This window comes from Lachnoclostridium sp. An118 (genome assembly GCF_002160985.1).
Lineage (GTDB): Bacteria > Bacillota > Clostridia > Lachnospirales > Lachnospiraceae > Claveliimonas > Claveliimonas stercoravium.
The window spans coordinates 52,448-66,670 of sequence record NZ_NFLQ01000013.1 but is presented as its reverse complement, the minus strand read 5'-3'; the positions used below and the strand labels follow the sequence as shown (position 1 = coordinate 66,670).

13 protein-coding genes and 1 pseudogene are annotated in these 14,223 nt (G+C 58.7%); 4 read left to right on the top strand and 10 right to left on the bottom strand.

The window, feature by feature from the left end:
- Positions 1-38: 38 nt before the first annotated feature.
- The 4 genes from B5E62_RS11655 to B5E62_RS11640 form a co-directional block, all read right to left on the bottom strand.
- A complete protein-coding gene (locus tag B5E62_RS11655) occupies positions 39-2,807 on the bottom strand; it encodes an FtsX-like permease family protein (RefSeq protein ID WP_087174742.1) in 2,769 nt (922 codons plus the stop codon).
- Entirely contained in the window at positions 2,804-3,490 is a 687-nt protein-coding gene (locus tag B5E62_RS11650; RefSeq protein ID WP_087174741.1) for an ABC transporter ATP-binding protein, read from the bottom strand. The genes B5E62_RS11655 and B5E62_RS11650 overlap by 4 nt, the downstream gene beginning before the upstream one ends.
- Before the next feature lie 119 nt (positions 3,491-3,609).
- Entirely contained in the window at positions 3,610-4,554 is a 945-nt protein-coding gene (locus tag B5E62_RS11645; protein WP_087174740.1) for a sensor histidine kinase, read from the bottom strand.
- Positions 4,555-4,569: 15 nt separating this feature from the next.
- Entirely contained in the window at positions 4,570-5,238 is a 669-nt protein-coding gene (locus tag B5E62_RS11640) for a response regulator transcription factor (protein ID WP_087174776.1), read from the bottom strand.
- Positions 5,239-5,429: 191 nt separating this feature from the next.
- Here B5E62_RS11640 and B5E62_RS11635 point away from each other — a divergent pair, with 191 nt between their 5' ends.
- Together B5E62_RS11635 and B5E62_RS11630 are read left to right on the top strand one after the other, a co-directional pair.
- On the top strand, positions 5,430-5,939 hold the full coding sequence (locus B5E62_RS11635) for an RNA polymerase sigma factor (protein WP_087174739.1): 510 nt from the start codon (positions 5,430-5,432) through the stop codon (positions 5,937-5,939).
- Between the two features lie 23 nt (positions 5,940-5,962).
- The gene (locus B5E62_RS11630) at positions 5,963-6,856 is read left to right on the top strand and encodes a zf-HC2 domain-containing protein (RefSeq protein ID WP_087174738.1); all 894 of its coding nucleotides are present in this window, start codon (positions 5,963-5,965) and stop codon (positions 6,854-6,856) included.
- 59 nt (positions 6,857-6,915) lie between these two features.
- Here the strand turns inward: B5E62_RS11630 and B5E62_RS11625 are convergent, their stop codons facing one another.
- The 6 genes and pseudogenes from B5E62_RS11625 to nadA all read right to left on the bottom strand — a co-directional run bounded on the left by B5E62_RS11625 (position 6,916) and on the right by nadA (position 11,780).
- Entirely contained in the window at positions 6,916-7,818 is a 903-nt protein-coding gene (locus tag B5E62_RS11625) for an aldose 1-epimerase family protein (protein WP_164488615.1), read from the bottom strand.
- A gap of 133 nt (positions 7,819-7,951) precedes the next feature.
- Complete coding sequence (locus B5E62_RS11620; RefSeq protein ID WP_087174737.1) at positions 7,952-8,467, bottom strand: NUDIX hydrolase; 516 nt, start codon at positions 8,465-8,467, stop codon at positions 7,952-7,954.
- Positions 8,436-8,996, bottom strand: coding sequence for a transcription repressor NadR (locus B5E62_RS11615; RefSeq protein WP_087174736.1), 561 nt, complete (start codon positions 8,994-8,996; stop codon positions 8,436-8,438). The genes B5E62_RS11620 and B5E62_RS11615 overlap by 32 nt, the downstream gene beginning before the upstream one ends.
- A 39-nt stretch (positions 8,997-9,035) precedes the next feature.
- Entirely contained in the window at positions 9,036-9,887 is an 852-nt protein-coding gene (nadC, locus tag B5E62_RS11610) for a carboxylating nicotinate-nucleotide diphosphorylase (protein ID WP_087174735.1), read from the bottom strand.
- Between the two features lie 25 nt (positions 9,888-9,912).
- Positions 9,913-10,852, bottom strand: a pseudogene (locus tag B5E62_RS17670) (FAD-binding protein).
- A 1-nt stretch (position 10,853) separates the two neighbouring features.
- Positions 10,854-11,780, bottom strand: a complete 927-nt coding sequence (gene nadA / locus B5E62_RS11600) for a quinolinate synthase NadA (RefSeq protein WP_087174734.1) — start codon at positions 11,778-11,780, stop codon at positions 10,854-10,856.
- A gap of 155 nt (positions 11,781-11,935) precedes the next feature.
- Between nadA and B5E62_RS11595 the strand changes: the two genes are divergently transcribed.
- Together B5E62_RS11595 and B5E62_RS11590 are read left to right on the top strand one after the other, a co-directional pair.
- A complete protein-coding gene (locus B5E62_RS11595; protein ID WP_087174733.1) occupies positions 11,936-13,498 on the top strand; it encodes a PTS sugar transporter in 1,563 nt (520 codons plus the stop codon).
- Between the two features lie 94 nt (positions 13,499-13,592).
- On the top strand, positions 13,593-14,192 hold the full coding sequence (locus B5E62_RS11590) for a biotin transporter BioY (RefSeq protein ID WP_087174732.1): 600 nt from the start codon (positions 13,593-13,595) through the stop codon (positions 14,190-14,192).
- Positions 14,193-14,223 lie beyond the last annotated feature (31 nt).

Sequence of the window (14,223 nt, the reverse complement as noted above, 5' to 3'; positions counted from 1 at the left end):
TCTGCTTCCCGCTGTGTTTCCCTATTTGTTTCCATATTTTACCGGCTTAAACTCCCCCTCCTGCAGGCCAGGAAGGGCACTCCCAGGCAGATGACAAAAAGCCCTGCCGTCATCAGCGCCGCCGGACCCGCGGGCCAGTGGAAGGCAAACCAGGATATCCTCCTTTCCATGACGGCCCCCAGGACTGCCAGGAGGGCGCTCCCCGCCGTCAAGAGGAGAACTGCCGCTGTCAGGACATAGAAGCCCCCCTCCGCCGCCAGCATCCACCGCTGCTGCCGCCTGGTCATGCCAATCTTCTCCATCATGTCAAACTCCCCGCGCCGTGACAAGATACCGGTGACGCAGACATTAAAGTAGTTCAGGAGCCCGGCAAAGATGAGAAGGACTGCGATGACAGCAAAGACCAGGTTGCTGACAAAGATGTAGCTTCCGGCCTCCTCAAGAAGGTCCCCGGCGCTGATGAAGAAGACACCGGCCTCCCCCGCCTCGTCCCTCTTCCTGTTCTCCGCCGCGGTGATCCTCTCGATGTCCTTCTGGACATCCGCCTCCCGGCCATCCTCTGCGTCCAGCTCCACAAGGAGCGTCTTTGCCTCTGTGGGGAGCTTTTCAAATCCCTCCCGGCTGGTGACAAAATAGAGGATGTTCTCCCCGTGCCAGCTCCTGGGAAAATCCGGGAACCCCTCCGCCTTCGTGTTCATGTAGCCGCACAGAGTGAGGGGCTGGGAGGTCTGTCTTTGCACCTCTCCCATCTGCTCCAGCTCCTCCTGTGTGGCCTCCATCCTTCTCTCCCTCTCCTCCTTTGTCCAGAGTGCGGAAAAGGTGATGGGCTCCCCCACGCTCTCTCTGGCCAGCTTTTCCCTGGCCGGGGACAGGATGTGGTCATGGAGGAGAAGGACGCCGTTTCCTCCCGCCAGGCTGTCCATGTCAAGCCCCATGTCCTGCTCCCTGGCAAAATCTGTCAGCTCCTGTATCTCCTCCTCCGACAGGATCTGGACTGTGCAGAAGTCTGCCCCCAGCATGACCTCCACCGGAAGTCCGGTGCTTCCGTACTCCTCCTCTAGCTCTTCTACGCTGTCACCGCTGTCGTTCAGGGGTTCCAGCCCCTTCCTGCTGAAGGCGGGAGACAGATAGCCGCCCTCTGCCAGCTTCACGCTGCTCTGATCCACGCCCTCCGCGGTCAGGAGCTGCTCTTTTACTTCCGGGCTGATGGGAGAGAATTCATCATAGTCGTTGTCATAGAGAAGAGAAAATCCGTCCTTGCCTGTGAGGAAGGGGTCCTTTTCCAGATTTCCTCCCAGGTCTCCCTCCCCCTCCTCCGCGGGATAGCAGGAGCTCCCCGCCACTACAAAATCCGGCCTCTTGGCCACGGCGCCCCTGTAGTCCGCACCCCGGGCCACCACAAGAGCCCCCAGGGCCGCCTCCATCCCGAGGGACAGGGACAGGACGGTGAGGAGGAACCTGCCCCGGTGGCGGGTCACATTCTGCCAGGCCATGAAGACAAGCTCTCTCTTTGGTGAGCGGGGCCTTCTCCTCTTTTGCTCTCCTGTGACCGCTCTTCTCTTTCTCCTCTTTCCCGGTCTTCCCCCGGTGTAGGCGGAGGCCTCCAGGGCGTTCAGGGAGACCGCCCTCAGGATGACCGGAAGAGCCGCCCCGCCTGCTGCCAGCAGGGCAAAGGCGGCGCAGGCTGCCAGGATGCCGGGGTGGAAAAATGTGACGCTTTCGGCTCCGCCCCAGTCTCTCAGGTACTTCTCCCCCAGTATCCGCGGCACCCACGTAAGCAGAAGGATGGCAGACAGGGCGGTCCCCGCCAGCACCCCGCCCAGGACCGAACCTTTTAGCTGGCCCAGATAAAAATCCCGAAGCTGCGCGTCCGTCATGCCCAGAATGTGCAGAAGTCCCATCTGCCGGACATCCCCGGCCATGGAGATCTGCATCACATTGTAGATGAGGAAGAACATGCCTGTCAGGATGACTGCCGCCGCCAATGCCGCCGTCCCGTAACCCCCGGCCAGGCGCCGCACTGCCTCGTAGGAGGCCGTGTTCCCTCCTGTGAACCGCTGGGCGTCCGTCTCCAGCCCCACATCCCGGTAGAGCCGCTCCTCCGCCTGCTGTCCGTCAAGAGTATCCCTCTGCAGGATGAGAAGCTCCGTCTCCTCCTTCAGACTGCCTCCCCAGTCCTCCAGCTTTGCCACGGAGATATAGCCCTGGGCCTCCCCACCGGAGACCTCCGTGTAGTCCGTGTACCAGCCGCTTAAGAGAAAGGTCTCCCGGCTCTTCTCAAAAAGTCCCTTCTCCACCTCCAGGGAGATTTCCATTCCCTCCCGGGGCCGGCTGATCCCCAGGTCGTCAAGCGCCCGCAACGGCAGCATGATCTCCTGCTCTCCGGTCGGGTAATGGCCCTCTATCTCCGTGTAGGCAGGGCTCTCCATGACCTCCCAGCCGACCTCATCCAGGGCCGACAGCCGGCAGACATAGCCCTCTCCCTTGGGACTCACTGCCCGGCCGGCATAGGTCTTTCTCCCCACAGCCTGGATATAGGAGAGGCTGCGGATAGACTCATACTGGGACATGTCCGCCCTGTCAAGGCAGGTGGAAGCCGCCGTCCCCGCCTGCCGGACAGAGCGTATCTGCTCCGCCTGTATCCTTCCTGTGGAGAAGGTAAAGATAACGGCCATGGCCGCTGTGCAAAAGAGCACCGCAAAAAAGAGGATCCTGTTTCTCCCCGCAGCCGCCCGGGCGCCCCGCCGTGAGAGCATCCTCATGGCCTGCCGGGCACTCCCGGCCATTCTCCCTCTGTACTCTCTCATAGCCTGCCCCCTCCTTTGTCCCCCGACAGTCTTCCGTCTGACATGCGCAGGACCCGGTCCGCCATCTGGGCTGCCGCCTCCTGGTGAGTCACAAGGACCACAGTCTGGCGGAACCGGTCCGCGCAGGTGCGAAGAAGCCCCATCACCTCCATGCCCGTCACAGAGTCCAGGCTGCCCGTGGGCTCATCGGCCAGCAGGATGGCCGGCTTGGTGACGAGGGCCCGGGCAATGGCCGCCCGCTGCTGCTGTCCCCCGGAGAGGGTCTGGGGCATCCGGCCCAGCTTCCCCTTTATGCCAAGAGCCGTCACCAGCTCCTCCAGAAAGGCCTCGTCCGGCTCCTCCCCGTCCAGCCGCAGGGGCAGGACAATATTTTCATATACATCCAGCATGGGGACCAGATTGAACTGCTGAAAGACAAACCCGATATTCCTCCTGCGAAAGACGGTCCTCTCCTCCCGGGACATATCCTTCAGGCTGCTTCCCCGTATCCACACCCCGCCCGCCGTCGGCTCCTCCAGGCCGCCCATCAGGTTCAGAAGGGTGGTCTTGCCGCTGCCGGACGTGCCCACAACGGCCAGGAACTCCCCCTCCTCCACACAGAGGGTCACCCCGTCCAGGGCCCGGACCTCATAGGTGTCTGTCACGTAATATTTCTTTAAGCCCGCGGCTCTTACTATCTCCATCTTCCTGTCCTCCTTCATAATGCAGCGGCGGCAGGAGCGGACACGCGCCCCTGCCGCCGTATTCTGTTTTCAGTATAGAGGATAAATCTTACAGACTCCTAACAAAAATGCAGTCTTCTCTAAATCTCTCCAAATCCGATCGGCAGGCACACCCTCACCTCCACGCCGGGGTCCCTGCGCTGTATCTCCATAAAGCCTCCGTGCCTGGCCGTGATCTCCCTAGCCAGATAGAGGCCCACGCCCAGCCCCTCATAGGAGGCTGTCCGCCTTCCTCTGTAGAACCGCTGGAACACCCGGGCCTCCTCCCCCTCGTCGATGCCGATGCCCTCATCCGCCACACGGATGGTCAGGTACAGTTCGCCTCTGGATGCCTCCACCCATATCCGTCCTCCTTCCTGGCTGTATTTGACCGCATTGTCCAGCACATTCCACAGGGCCTCTCCGAACCAGCCCGGATCGTGAGGGCAGGAGAGACCCTCCGGCAGATGTTCTGAAATCCTCACGCCCTTCTCCTCCGCCATGGGGCGCACCTGGGCAAGAGCATCCCCTATCGTCCCGGCAATATCCCTCTCCTCCTTCCGGATGCGGATAATGTTGTTTTCCAGCCGGGAAATCCTGATAAACTCCTCGGTCAGGAAGCGGAGCTTTTCCTGGGAGCTTCGCAGAGCCTCCAGATACATGGGCACGGGGTCGGCCACAGGGTCCTCCCTCTCTGAAAGCTCACCCTCCAGGAGCTCCAGATAGGTGCCTCCGTTTGCCAGGGGTGTGCGCATCTGGTGCGCGATCTCCGTGATCAGCTTCTGGACCCGGCTCCTGCTCTCCGTAAGCTCCTCCTGCCGCCCCCGGTTCATGCGCTGTATGCGCACCAGCATATGCTCTATGCGGCCGTAGAGGGTCTCTTCCCCAGCCGCCTTCTCTTCTATCTCCCTGTCATCCAGCACGTCCCGCACAAGGCCGGCCAGCTCTTCCAGCTCCGCCGCCCTCCTCCTTCTCTGGATATAGAGGACAAGGGCAGAAGAAGCCCCTGCCCCCAGAACGGCTCCCGCCGCGATCCACATCCACATAGCCTCTCCTCCCTCTCACTCTCCAAAGCGGTATCCCAGGCCGAAGACATTCTGGATGTAGCTCTCCTGCCCGGGACAGATATCGATCTTTTTCCGCAGCCGGTTCACCGTGACGCTCACAGTCCCCTCCCCCACGAACTGTCCGTCCACGTCCCATACCTGCTCCAGGATGCTCTCCTTTCCAAGGACCCGCCCCTGATTTCTCATAAAGAGCTCCAGCAGCCGGTACTCCTTGGGCGTCAGGGGGAGGGGCTGTCCCGCCAGACTGGCCTCCTTCCTCTCCGGATACAGGATCAGCTCCCGGCAGGTGAGGGCCCGGCCGGCGCTGCCCTCATTTCTCCTCATCACGGCTCTTATCCGACGGGAGAGCACCTTCATGGGGAAGGGCTTCACCACATAGTCATCGGCCCCCGCGTCGAAGGCGGCCAGCATATCCTCCTCTTCATCCCGGGCAGTGAGGAAGATGCCGGGCATATGTCCCCGTTCTGTCAGCTCTCTGTACAGACCGATCCCGTCCCCGTCGGGCAGCGTGATATCCACCAGGAGGAGAGATACAGAGGGGTCCAGCCTCTCCCGGGCCTCCCGGCAGGAACGGGCGAGGACTGTCTCATACCCCTCTTTTTTCAGAAAGATCTCCAGGGCCTGCCCCAGGAGCCGGTCGTCCTCTATGATCTCTATCTTCATGTCTCTCTCCCTCCCTTCTGCCCCGGAGCGCACAGTCCTCTCCTCCCACACCCTCCGGTAGACAATTTCTCATGCTGACGCTATCATACCATATATAGCGGTTTCTGTAAAAAAAGAAACTTTTTCAGGAAAATCTGTAACAAAGTCGCAGGATTTTCGTCTAATGTGCAAAGAGGGGAGGGAATGACACGGTGAAGATTGATTTTGAGGAGCTGTACAGGCGTTTTTTTAAGGATGTGTATCTCTTTGTCCTCTCCATGAGCAAGGATTCCCACACGGCAGAGGAAATCACCCAGGAGACCTTTTTCCGGGCTCTCAAAGAGATGCGGCACTTCAAAGGAAACTGCTCTGTCACATCCTGGCTGTGCCAGATTGCCAGGAATCTCTACATAGACCAGCTCCGCAGGGAAAAACGCCTGGTGCGCGAGGAAACCGCGGGAGACAGCCTGGCAGAACGGCAGGCTCCTGTGCCGGATATATCGGACGCCTGTATCCGAAAGGCAGAAAGCCTCTCCATCTACCGGGTCCTGCACTGTCTGGACGAGCCCTACAAGGAAGTCTTTACCCTGAGAGCCCTGGGAGAGCTGAGCTTCCGGGAAATCGGAGATATCTTCGGCAAACAGGAGAGCTGGGCCAGGGTCACCTACTACCGGGCCAGGATGAAGATCGTAAAAGAGCTGTCCGAAGGCAGCCTGAAGTAAACGACTGAAAGGATGTGTATATTATGAAAATTTCCTGCGATATCATACGGGACCTGCTCCCGCTGTACAAGGACAGCGTATGCAGTGACGCCACCAAAGACATGGTGGAGGACCACCTCTCCGGCTGCGAGGGCTGCCGGGAATACTATGAACAGATGAGCGGGGAGCTCCCCGAAATCTCTTCCGGCGAAGAGGGCTCCCCCCAGATCGCGGAGGACTGGAGCTTTTTTAAAAAGGCCGGCCAAAGGCTTATCTACCGGCCGATCCTGTTTGCAAGCGCGGCCGTCCTGCTCCTGCTCATCCCCTACAGCATCTACTCCGTCTTCTCCTCCTCCCAGTCACCTCTCATCGACGCTGCCAGGGAAAAGGTGCTGGAAGCTGTGCCCTTCCTGGACAGGAGGATTCCCGTGGAGGATATCGAGGTCCATGACGCATACCAGCTGGAGGATGGCTCTGTCTGCGTTACCTTTTCCGTCCACTCCTACATCTCATCCTTTGAGAGCACCTATATCCTCACTGACCAGGGGGACGGGCCTGCCCTGGACTTTTCCTCCTGGGGGGACAGCAACGGGCTCTCCCTGAAAAAGTACTGGTCCGATTTCCACCAGGCAGACACGGTCTCCACCCTCTGCTTTGTGCTGCCAGCGGAGCCCTCCGTCTACCGGGGCGACCCCGCAGAAGAGCTGAATCCGGTCACGATTTCCTCCGGCGGTGCCTACTTTGTAGGAAAGGGGGGAAAGATACTCCCCCTCTATGAAGAGGGAGATGCTATCGCCACGGCGCCGGCAGATATCCAGACACAGGTGGAGGAGCAGGCCGCCATAGCTTATGCAGATACGCCGGGGAGCCTGGAAGGCGGGACAGAAGTCATAGACCATTCCTTCTTTTACTTCCTCTCTCTGAACGGAGAAAAATAGTGTCGAAAAGGCCCTGCAGTCCGCAGGGCCTTACTGTATGCAAAATCCCGGCAGGGGCGCTACCTGAGTATCTGGATACGGTAGGACGCCTCAAAGGCCTTTCCCGGCTCCAGGCTGTTCTCCCACTCCCTGTCCTTCAGCTCCCCGTCAAAGCCCTCTCTGTCGCAGCGCCCGTACCATGGCTCGATGCAGACAAAGGGGGCCTGCTTCTTCGGTGGGGACCATATCCCCACGAGGGGGGCGTCAAAGGACACCCGCAGGTACTCTCTTCCCTTCGGGTCCGCCAAAGAGACGCTGCCGGCCTGCCCGCTTTCCAGGATGAGGGCATCCCCGTCAAAGAGATGCTCGCTGACGGGAAGACAGCCGTCCTGCAGCTCAAAGGTGACCTCCTGGTCCGTGGCGAGTCCCCCCTGACCAAACACCCGGTTCACAAAGGAGGGAAGCTTCTCCCCTTTCCTGTCCCGGATACAGATGCTGTAGTCGGTCTGCTTCTCCCACTCTCTCACAGGGCAGCAGAAAGCCGGGTGAGCGCCGATGGCAAAATACATATCGCTGGTGCCGGTATTGGTCACCCTCCACATCACCAGGAGCTCCCTGCCCTCCAGGCGGTAGCCGATCTCCAGGCGGAAGGGGAAGGGGTACACTCTCCTTGTCTCCTCGTCGTCCTCCAGGGCAAACCAGGCGTCCTGCTTCGTCACACTGACGAGGGCGAAGTCCTTATCCCGGGCAAAGCCGTGCTGTCCCATAGGATATTCCGCGTCTCCAATCCTGTATTTTTTGTCTCGCACGCCTCCCACAAAGGGGAAGAGGACCGGGGATGTCCTTCCCCAGTAGGCAGGGTCTGCACGCCACATGTATTCAGTCCCCTTCGCCTTCTGCTTCAGCGATTTCAGCTCCGCCCCGTGGAGGCTGACCTGGGCCTCCAGCACTTCATTTTCCAGCTTTATCTTAATATCTTCCATTCCCATCTTTTACCCTTGCTCCTTCTCTTTTTTGTCAAACAGGAAATCTCCCACCATTTTCAGTTCATCCAGCCTCCTCCTCCGACTCCTGGAGAGTGAAGGCTTTCCTCCAGGCGGGCAACGCCCCTCTCCCTCACAAGCCCCGCCTTGTGCCGTCCTCATTTAAAATATCGAAGAGCTCCAGAGGCCTTCCGTCCAGGGCGGCCTCAAGGAGTGTGTCCGCCCTGTCGTAGACCAGCTTCAGAGAGAAGAAGGGACGGCCCTCATTCAGGAGGCGGAAAAAAATCTTGTCCCCCTCCCAGATATTGAGCCGGAGAACCTCCTCCTTGTCCACCCACTCCAGCTGTCCCTCATCGCAGGGATGAGGCTCACCCGTAAACCCGTCCGCCGTGTAGAGGGACATATACTCTGTGGTATCCTCCCCGTAGATGAAGGTAACGATCCCCCGATACTGCCAGGAGGTGAGGGTGTATCCCGTCTCCTCCCACACCTCCCGCAGGAGGCACTCCTCCGGACTTTCATTCTTCTCAAAGTGTCCGCCCACGCCGATCCACTTGTCTTTGTTGACATCTGCCTTCTTCACGGTCCGGTGGAGCATCAGGTATTTTCCGTCCTGTTCAATGTAGCACAGTGTACTCAGCCTTGTCATGCTCCTCTCCTCCATCCTCCTTCGGCTCCACAAGGAACCCCCTTTTTCTTAAATCGTCCTCGATCATGTCCAGAGTCTCCTCGCTGTCCGCTGTGATCCTGTGGTAGTGATAGCCTGCGGTGATATTTTTCAGAGGACTGGATTTACCGCTTCTGATCCCATTGATAAACTCCGTCACTCTCCTCCTGGAGGTAATGTGCAGATCCGCCTCAAGATGCCCGTACACCCTGTGATTGACCATGACGTTCTCCACTGTCCCCCCCAGGTCCACGACAGCGCACAGCTCCTCCTCCAGCTGGGAGTCCGTGTGCTGCACCTTCATCACCCGGCTGACAAAGGGCGACGTACCGAGTATATATCCTCTGTTGGTGGATATGATCTCATAGCCCGCGGCGCGGATCAGCGCGATATCCTGCACGATGACCTGCCGGCTCACATGGTAGAGAGCGGCCAGCTCCTTTGCAGGGACAGGCCGGCCGCTCTCCTGTATCCGCCGGACGATATCTTCTCTTCTATCAGAACCAGTCATTCCCTCTGGCCTCCTTTGCTTCTCGTTTTCTCCCGCCTCCTACAAGGCGTGGAGATTTTTCATGGAAATGTCCAGTATCGGAGCCGAGTGGGTGAGGGCCCCGCTGGAAATATAATCCACTCCCGCAGACACAAGGCTGGCAATGTTCTCCTTTGTCACATTCCCCGAGCACTCGGTCTCAGCTCTGCCGTCTATGAGCCGGACCGCCTCCCTCATCTCCTCCGGTGACATATTATCCAGCATGATGATATCGGCGCCTGCCTCCACAGCCTCCTTCACCATCTCCAGATTTTCTGTCTCCACCTCGATCCTGCGGACAAAGGGAGCGTACTCCCTGGCCATGCGGACCGCCTCCCTGACGCCGCCGGCGGCACCGATATGATTGTCCTTTAGGAGTACTCCGTCAGACAGATTGTAACGGTGGTTGTACCCGCCCCCCACGCGGACCGCGTACTTCTCAAATATCCTCATATTGGGCGTGGTCTTTCTCGTATCCAGGAGCCGGATACCGGTCCCCTCAAGAAGCTCCGCCACGGAGCGGGTGTAGGTGGCAATGCCGCTCATCCTCTGCAAATAGTTCAGGGCCACTCTCTCCCCTGACAGGAGCACGCGGATATCTCCCGTCACCTTGCCCATGAGCTGTCCCTTTGTCACCTTCCCGCCGTCCTGGCAGAAAAAAACTGCCTCTGTATCCTCATCCAGAAGCTTGAATACTCTCTCAAACACATCCAGTCCCGCGACCACGCCGTCCTGCTTGGCGATCAGCTCCACCTCACCGGGCACGGCTTCCTTCATCACCGCGTTGGTGGTCACATCCTCGCTGGAGATATCCTCTCTCAGCGCCTCCAGGAGCAGGTGGTCCACCTGCAGAGTCATTGTAATCCTGTTCATCTCATTTTCTCCTTGCTGTTTTTTATTATACTATTTTTTCCGCTGCCATGTCCAGAGTATCCTGGACTGTTCTGCGGGCAATATCCTCCGCCGCGTAGAGTCCCGGCATGGAGGTCCTGCTCTCGCTGTCCACCCAGATGCCGCCCATAAAATAGTGCTGCGCCGGCACCACGGGGATCCACTCCCTTGTCACATCATACCCTCCCTCCAGGCAGCGCTGGCAGATATGGGGGAAATGGCTGAGTATCTTCTCTCTCGGAATGGGCTCCATCGACAGCCATACGTGGTCCGTCCCGTCCTTTTCCATCTGCTCCAGGATCGCCTTTGTCACCACATCCCTGGGAAGCAGCTCATCCACAAATCTCTCTCCGTGCCGGTCCAGCAGCAGGGCTCCCTCTCCCCTCACGGACTCGGAGATGAGGAACCGTCGCCCCGGTTTCCTGGAGTAGAGCGTGGTGGGATGGATCTGCACGTAATCCAGATGCTCCAGCCGGATGCCATGCTTTTTTGCAATGTCAATGGCGTCTCCTGTCAGGTGGGGAAAATTGGTGGAGTGCCGGTATCTCCCGCCGATGCCTCCGCTTGCCAGGATGGTAAATGGCGCCCGTATGGCGATCCTTTCCTCTCCCCGCCTTGCCAGGACACCCGCGCACCTTCCCATCTCTCTCGAATTCCACTCCGTACCCTACCAGCCTCCTGATGACCTGGCGGGAGCCGCGTATCATGATGTCCACAGACTCCCTGCGGTTCTCGTAGTGACCGGCACGCATCGTATCCTCAAAATAGCTGTCATAGTCCTCCTCGTCACGGAGCACACAGATCCCGCCCTGTGCCAGAAAGGAATCACTGCTCTCCAGGTCCGCCTTTGTGATCATGACAACCTCCAGCTCCCGGGGAAGGCTCAGGGCGGCAAAAAGGCCCGCCACGCCGGTCCCCACGATGACTGCGTCTGCATTTATCTTCATTTTATTCCACCCCTTTTTCCTGTTTTGCCGCCAGGGCCAGCATTCTCTCCAGAGGCTCCCTGGCCCGGCTGGCAGAGCCTTCCTCTGCCTGCAGCGCATTTTCCCCTGTTCTCAGCACATCTCTTATCTTCTCGAGTGTGATCAGCTTCATATCTTTACAGACCGGCTCTGTATCCGGGAAATAAAATACTTTGTCCGGGTCCTGTTTCTGCAACTCGCAGCGCACCCCGCTCTCCGTGCAGATAATGAATTCCCTGGCGGAGCTCTCACCGGCATACCTGATGATCCCCGAGGTGCTCCCCACATAATCCGCCATATCGCAGATGGCGGCGGGACATTCCGGGTGTACCAGCACCGGTGCCTCCGGATGCCGCAGCTTCAGCCGCTCTATCTCCTCCCGCTTCATCTCCTCATGGACCGGGCAATACCCGGCATTGAACACAAAATGCTTTTCCGGCACCTTGGCGGCCACGAACCGGGCCAGGTTCCTGTCCGGTATAAAGAAGATATTCTTGTTCGGGAGCTCTCTTACGATCTTCACCGCATTGGCGGAGGTGACGCACACATCAGAATGCCTTTTCAGCTCAGCCGTGGAGTTGATGTAGCACACCACCGCCAGGTCTTCGTATGTATCCCGCATTTTGCGGATAGTCCCCGCATCTGCCATATGGGCCATGGCGCAGTCCGCTGACAGATCCGGCATGAGCACCACCTTTTCCGGGTTCAGGAGCTTGGCGCTCTCTCCCATAAAGGACACGCCGGCAAAGACAAGCACCTTGCTGGTCAGCTTTTCCGCTGTCCGGCTCAGATAAAACGAGTCCCCCGTATAGTCGGCAATCTCTTGCACCTCCGGACGCACGTAATAGTGCGCCAGGATCACTGCGTCCTTTTCCTTTTTTAATTGGTTGATCTCATCTCTGATATCCATATTGCTTTCTCCTTTTTTGCATGAGCTTTACATAGTATAACACTATTCTTTACATGTGACAAGACACATAAAATCTTGCGCTCCGCACTTCTGTATGGTATACTGTTTAAGTTGTTAGTAGTTTACCTTGATAAAGTAGTAGAGGAGGAAAGTGCATGAAAAAAATCGCATTTATAGGAAGCAGCGGAGGCAATCTCTTTAAGCAGGGCGGAAGTGACATCCATGGCATGATGAAGGAGATCCTTCTGCAGACAGGGGCCGCCCAGATGCAGGTGGCCGCCGTGCAGTATATACTGGCATCCTCCAGTCTGGACACGGCAGGGCCGGACAGCCCTGCAAGGCTGTTCACCTGGAAGGATGGAGAGCTGCATCTGGAAAAGGAGGGCACCCTCTCCCAGATCAACGAGGCGGCTCTGGAGGTGGATGCCCGGATCGCACAGATGGTCCGTGAAGGGCAGATTGACGGCGTCATGTTCGTCAGCGCGGAGCCTGAAAAGGTCAACCACCTCACATTCCAGGCCGCCATAGAAGCGGAGCTCCCCCTGGCCGGCACCGGCGGCAGCTCCGTGGCAAAGGTGCAGAGCATGGGCGGAAGAGTCCTCTCCGCCTCCGGCACCACAGGGACCACCAGCCGCACAAGGGCCGTGGCCTTCACCACCGCCTTTGCCAGGGAGTGGGGCGTCCGCTACCGCCCCGTCATCGGAAAGACAGGAGCCCAGGCCGCTGAAAATCTCCAGACCAACATATGGAAGCGCATCAATTTCCGGGGCATCATGATGACAAGCCTCCCGGCTTTCATTGCCATGGCTCTCTGCCTTGCCATCAGCCGCATCCCTGTCCTTTCGGACCTGTCCGGTGTGTTTGACACGCTGGTGGCCTCCATCCCGGTGGTCATCTGCGCCATAGCCGCCAGACAGGTGTCGGGCCTGGAGGAAGTGGGCGTGGTGGCCGGTATCGTCTCCGGCGTGCTGGCTGTGGACGGCGGCATCATCGGCGGACTGATCGCAGGTATCGTGGCCGGTGTCTTCTCCTACTACATAAGTATCTTCTGTTTCCGCCACAACATTCCGGGGACAACGGCTAATATCGCTGCCGGCGGACTGGGCGGGCTGGCCGCCGGACTCATCGGCATGTACCTCATATCGCCCGCGGCCCTCTGGCTTGGCAATCTCATCTGCGACGCCATCAATGCCGCCATTGACATCAATCCGGTGCTGGCGGGAGCCCTGGCTGGCGTTCTGATCTGGCCGGCCATCATCGGAGGTGTGTACCATGCGGCTATCCTGCCCATCGTCCTCCTGGAGATGGAGGAGGCCGGCTTCAGCTTCCTGGGAGCCATCGACATGACAGGCCTCGTCATGGTGTCAGCCGGCATCACCCTGGCAAACGTGCTCTTCCCCAAGGATAAAGGGCAGGCTGCGGCGGCTCTCCCGGGCTTCCTCGTAAATGTATGCTTCGGCACCTTTGTGGAGGCCGCTTACCCCTTCATGTTCTCCAGCCGCATCGTCTTTGGCGGCGCCCTCATAAGCGCCTGCGCTTCCGGCGCCCTGGTAGGCCTTTTCAATGTCCGCGGGACCGCCTACGTCCCCTCTGTTGTGGCGCCTGCCATGGCAAATGAGGGCCACGGGCTCCAGTTTCTGATCTGTATGCTGGCCGCCGCGGGCCTGGCTTTCCTCATCACGTCTCTGGCCAATCTCCGGGAAAAGAAAAAGTCATAAGACCGAAGCAGCGCCGCCTTCTGGCAGCGCTGCTTTTCTTGACAACGAAAGGAAGCTCTCCTATAATAAAAAAACATGCAGGAGGTGTATATCGTTGACAAATTACAATAACGGAAGCTCCGTCCCAAGGGCGGACAGAAAAGTACAGACTCTGACTCTGTGCGGCCTGTTTACAGCTCTGGTAGCTATCGGGGCCTTTATCCAGATCACCATCCCGGTGCAGCCCCTTCCCATGCACTTCACGCTCCAGTTCTACTTTGCCCTGCTGGCAGGATTTATCCTTGGCGGGAAGCACGGGAGCCTCAGCGTGGGGATCTACCTTCTCATCGGGCTGTGCGGCGTGCCCATCTTCGCCTCGGGCGGAGGCCCCTCCTATCTGCTGCGGCCCACCTTCGGCTTTCTGCTCGGCTTTCTGTTCACGGCAGCGGTCGTTGGCTGGCTGACAGAGCGCTTTCATCCCAGGCATATTTTTGCCTATCTGGGCATCTCCATGGCAGGGTTTACCGTCATGTATCTGTCCGGCAATCTGTACTACTATTTTGTCAGCAACTATGTGCTTGACACGCCGGTGCCATGGAGCGTGGTGATATTCAACTGCTTTATCCTGACAGCCTCCGGTGATTTCCTTCTCTGCGTCCTGGCATCTCTGACAGCGCGGCGGATTTCCCCGCTCATGCATAGGATCCTCGGTTAGACTCCAAAAAATAAAGATACGGCAGAAAGAC

Excerpts from the sequence above, each read along its gene's own strand:
- B5E62_RS11655 (WP_087174742.1), bottom strand. The coding sequence starts at position 2,807 with ATGAGAGAGTACAGAGGGAGAATGGCCGGGAGTGCCCGGCAGGCCATG.
- B5E62_RS11650 (WP_087174741.1), bottom strand. The coding sequence starts at position 3,490 with ATGGAGATAGTAAGAGCCGCGGGCTTAAAGAAATATTACGTGACAGAC.
- B5E62_RS11645 (WP_087174740.1), bottom strand. The coding sequence starts at position 4,554 with ATGTGGATGTGGATCGCGGCGGGAGCCGTTCTGGGGGCAGGGGCTTCT.
- B5E62_RS11640 (WP_087174776.1), bottom strand. The coding sequence starts at position 5,238 with ATGAAGATAGAGATCATAGAGGACGACCGGCTCCTGGGGCAGGCCCTG.
- B5E62_RS11630 (WP_087174738.1), top strand. The coding sequence starts at position 5,963 with ATGAAAATTTCCTGCGATATCATACGGGACCTGCTCCCGCTGTACAAG.
- B5E62_RS11625 (WP_164488615.1), bottom strand. The coding sequence starts at position 7,818 with ATGGAAGATATTAAGATAAAGCTGGAAAATGAAGTGCTGGAGGCCCAG.
- B5E62_RS11620 (WP_087174737.1), bottom strand. The coding sequence starts at position 8,467 with ATGACAAGGCTGAGTACACTGTGCTACATTGAACAGGACGGAAAATAC.
- B5E62_RS11615 (WP_087174736.1), bottom strand. The coding sequence starts at position 8,996 with ATGACTGGTTCTGATAGAAGAGAAGATATCGTCCGGCGGATACAGGAG.
- nadC (WP_087174735.1), bottom strand. The coding sequence starts at position 9,887 with ATGAACAGGATTACAATGACTCTGCAGGTGGACCACCTGCTCCTGGAG.
- nadA (WP_087174734.1), bottom strand. The coding sequence starts at position 11,780 with ATGGATATCAGAGATGAGATCAACCAATTAAAAAAGGAAAAGGACGCA.
- B5E62_RS11595 (WP_087174733.1), top strand. The coding sequence starts at position 11,936 with ATGAAAAAAATCGCATTTATAGGAAGCAGCGGAGGCAATCTCTTTAAG.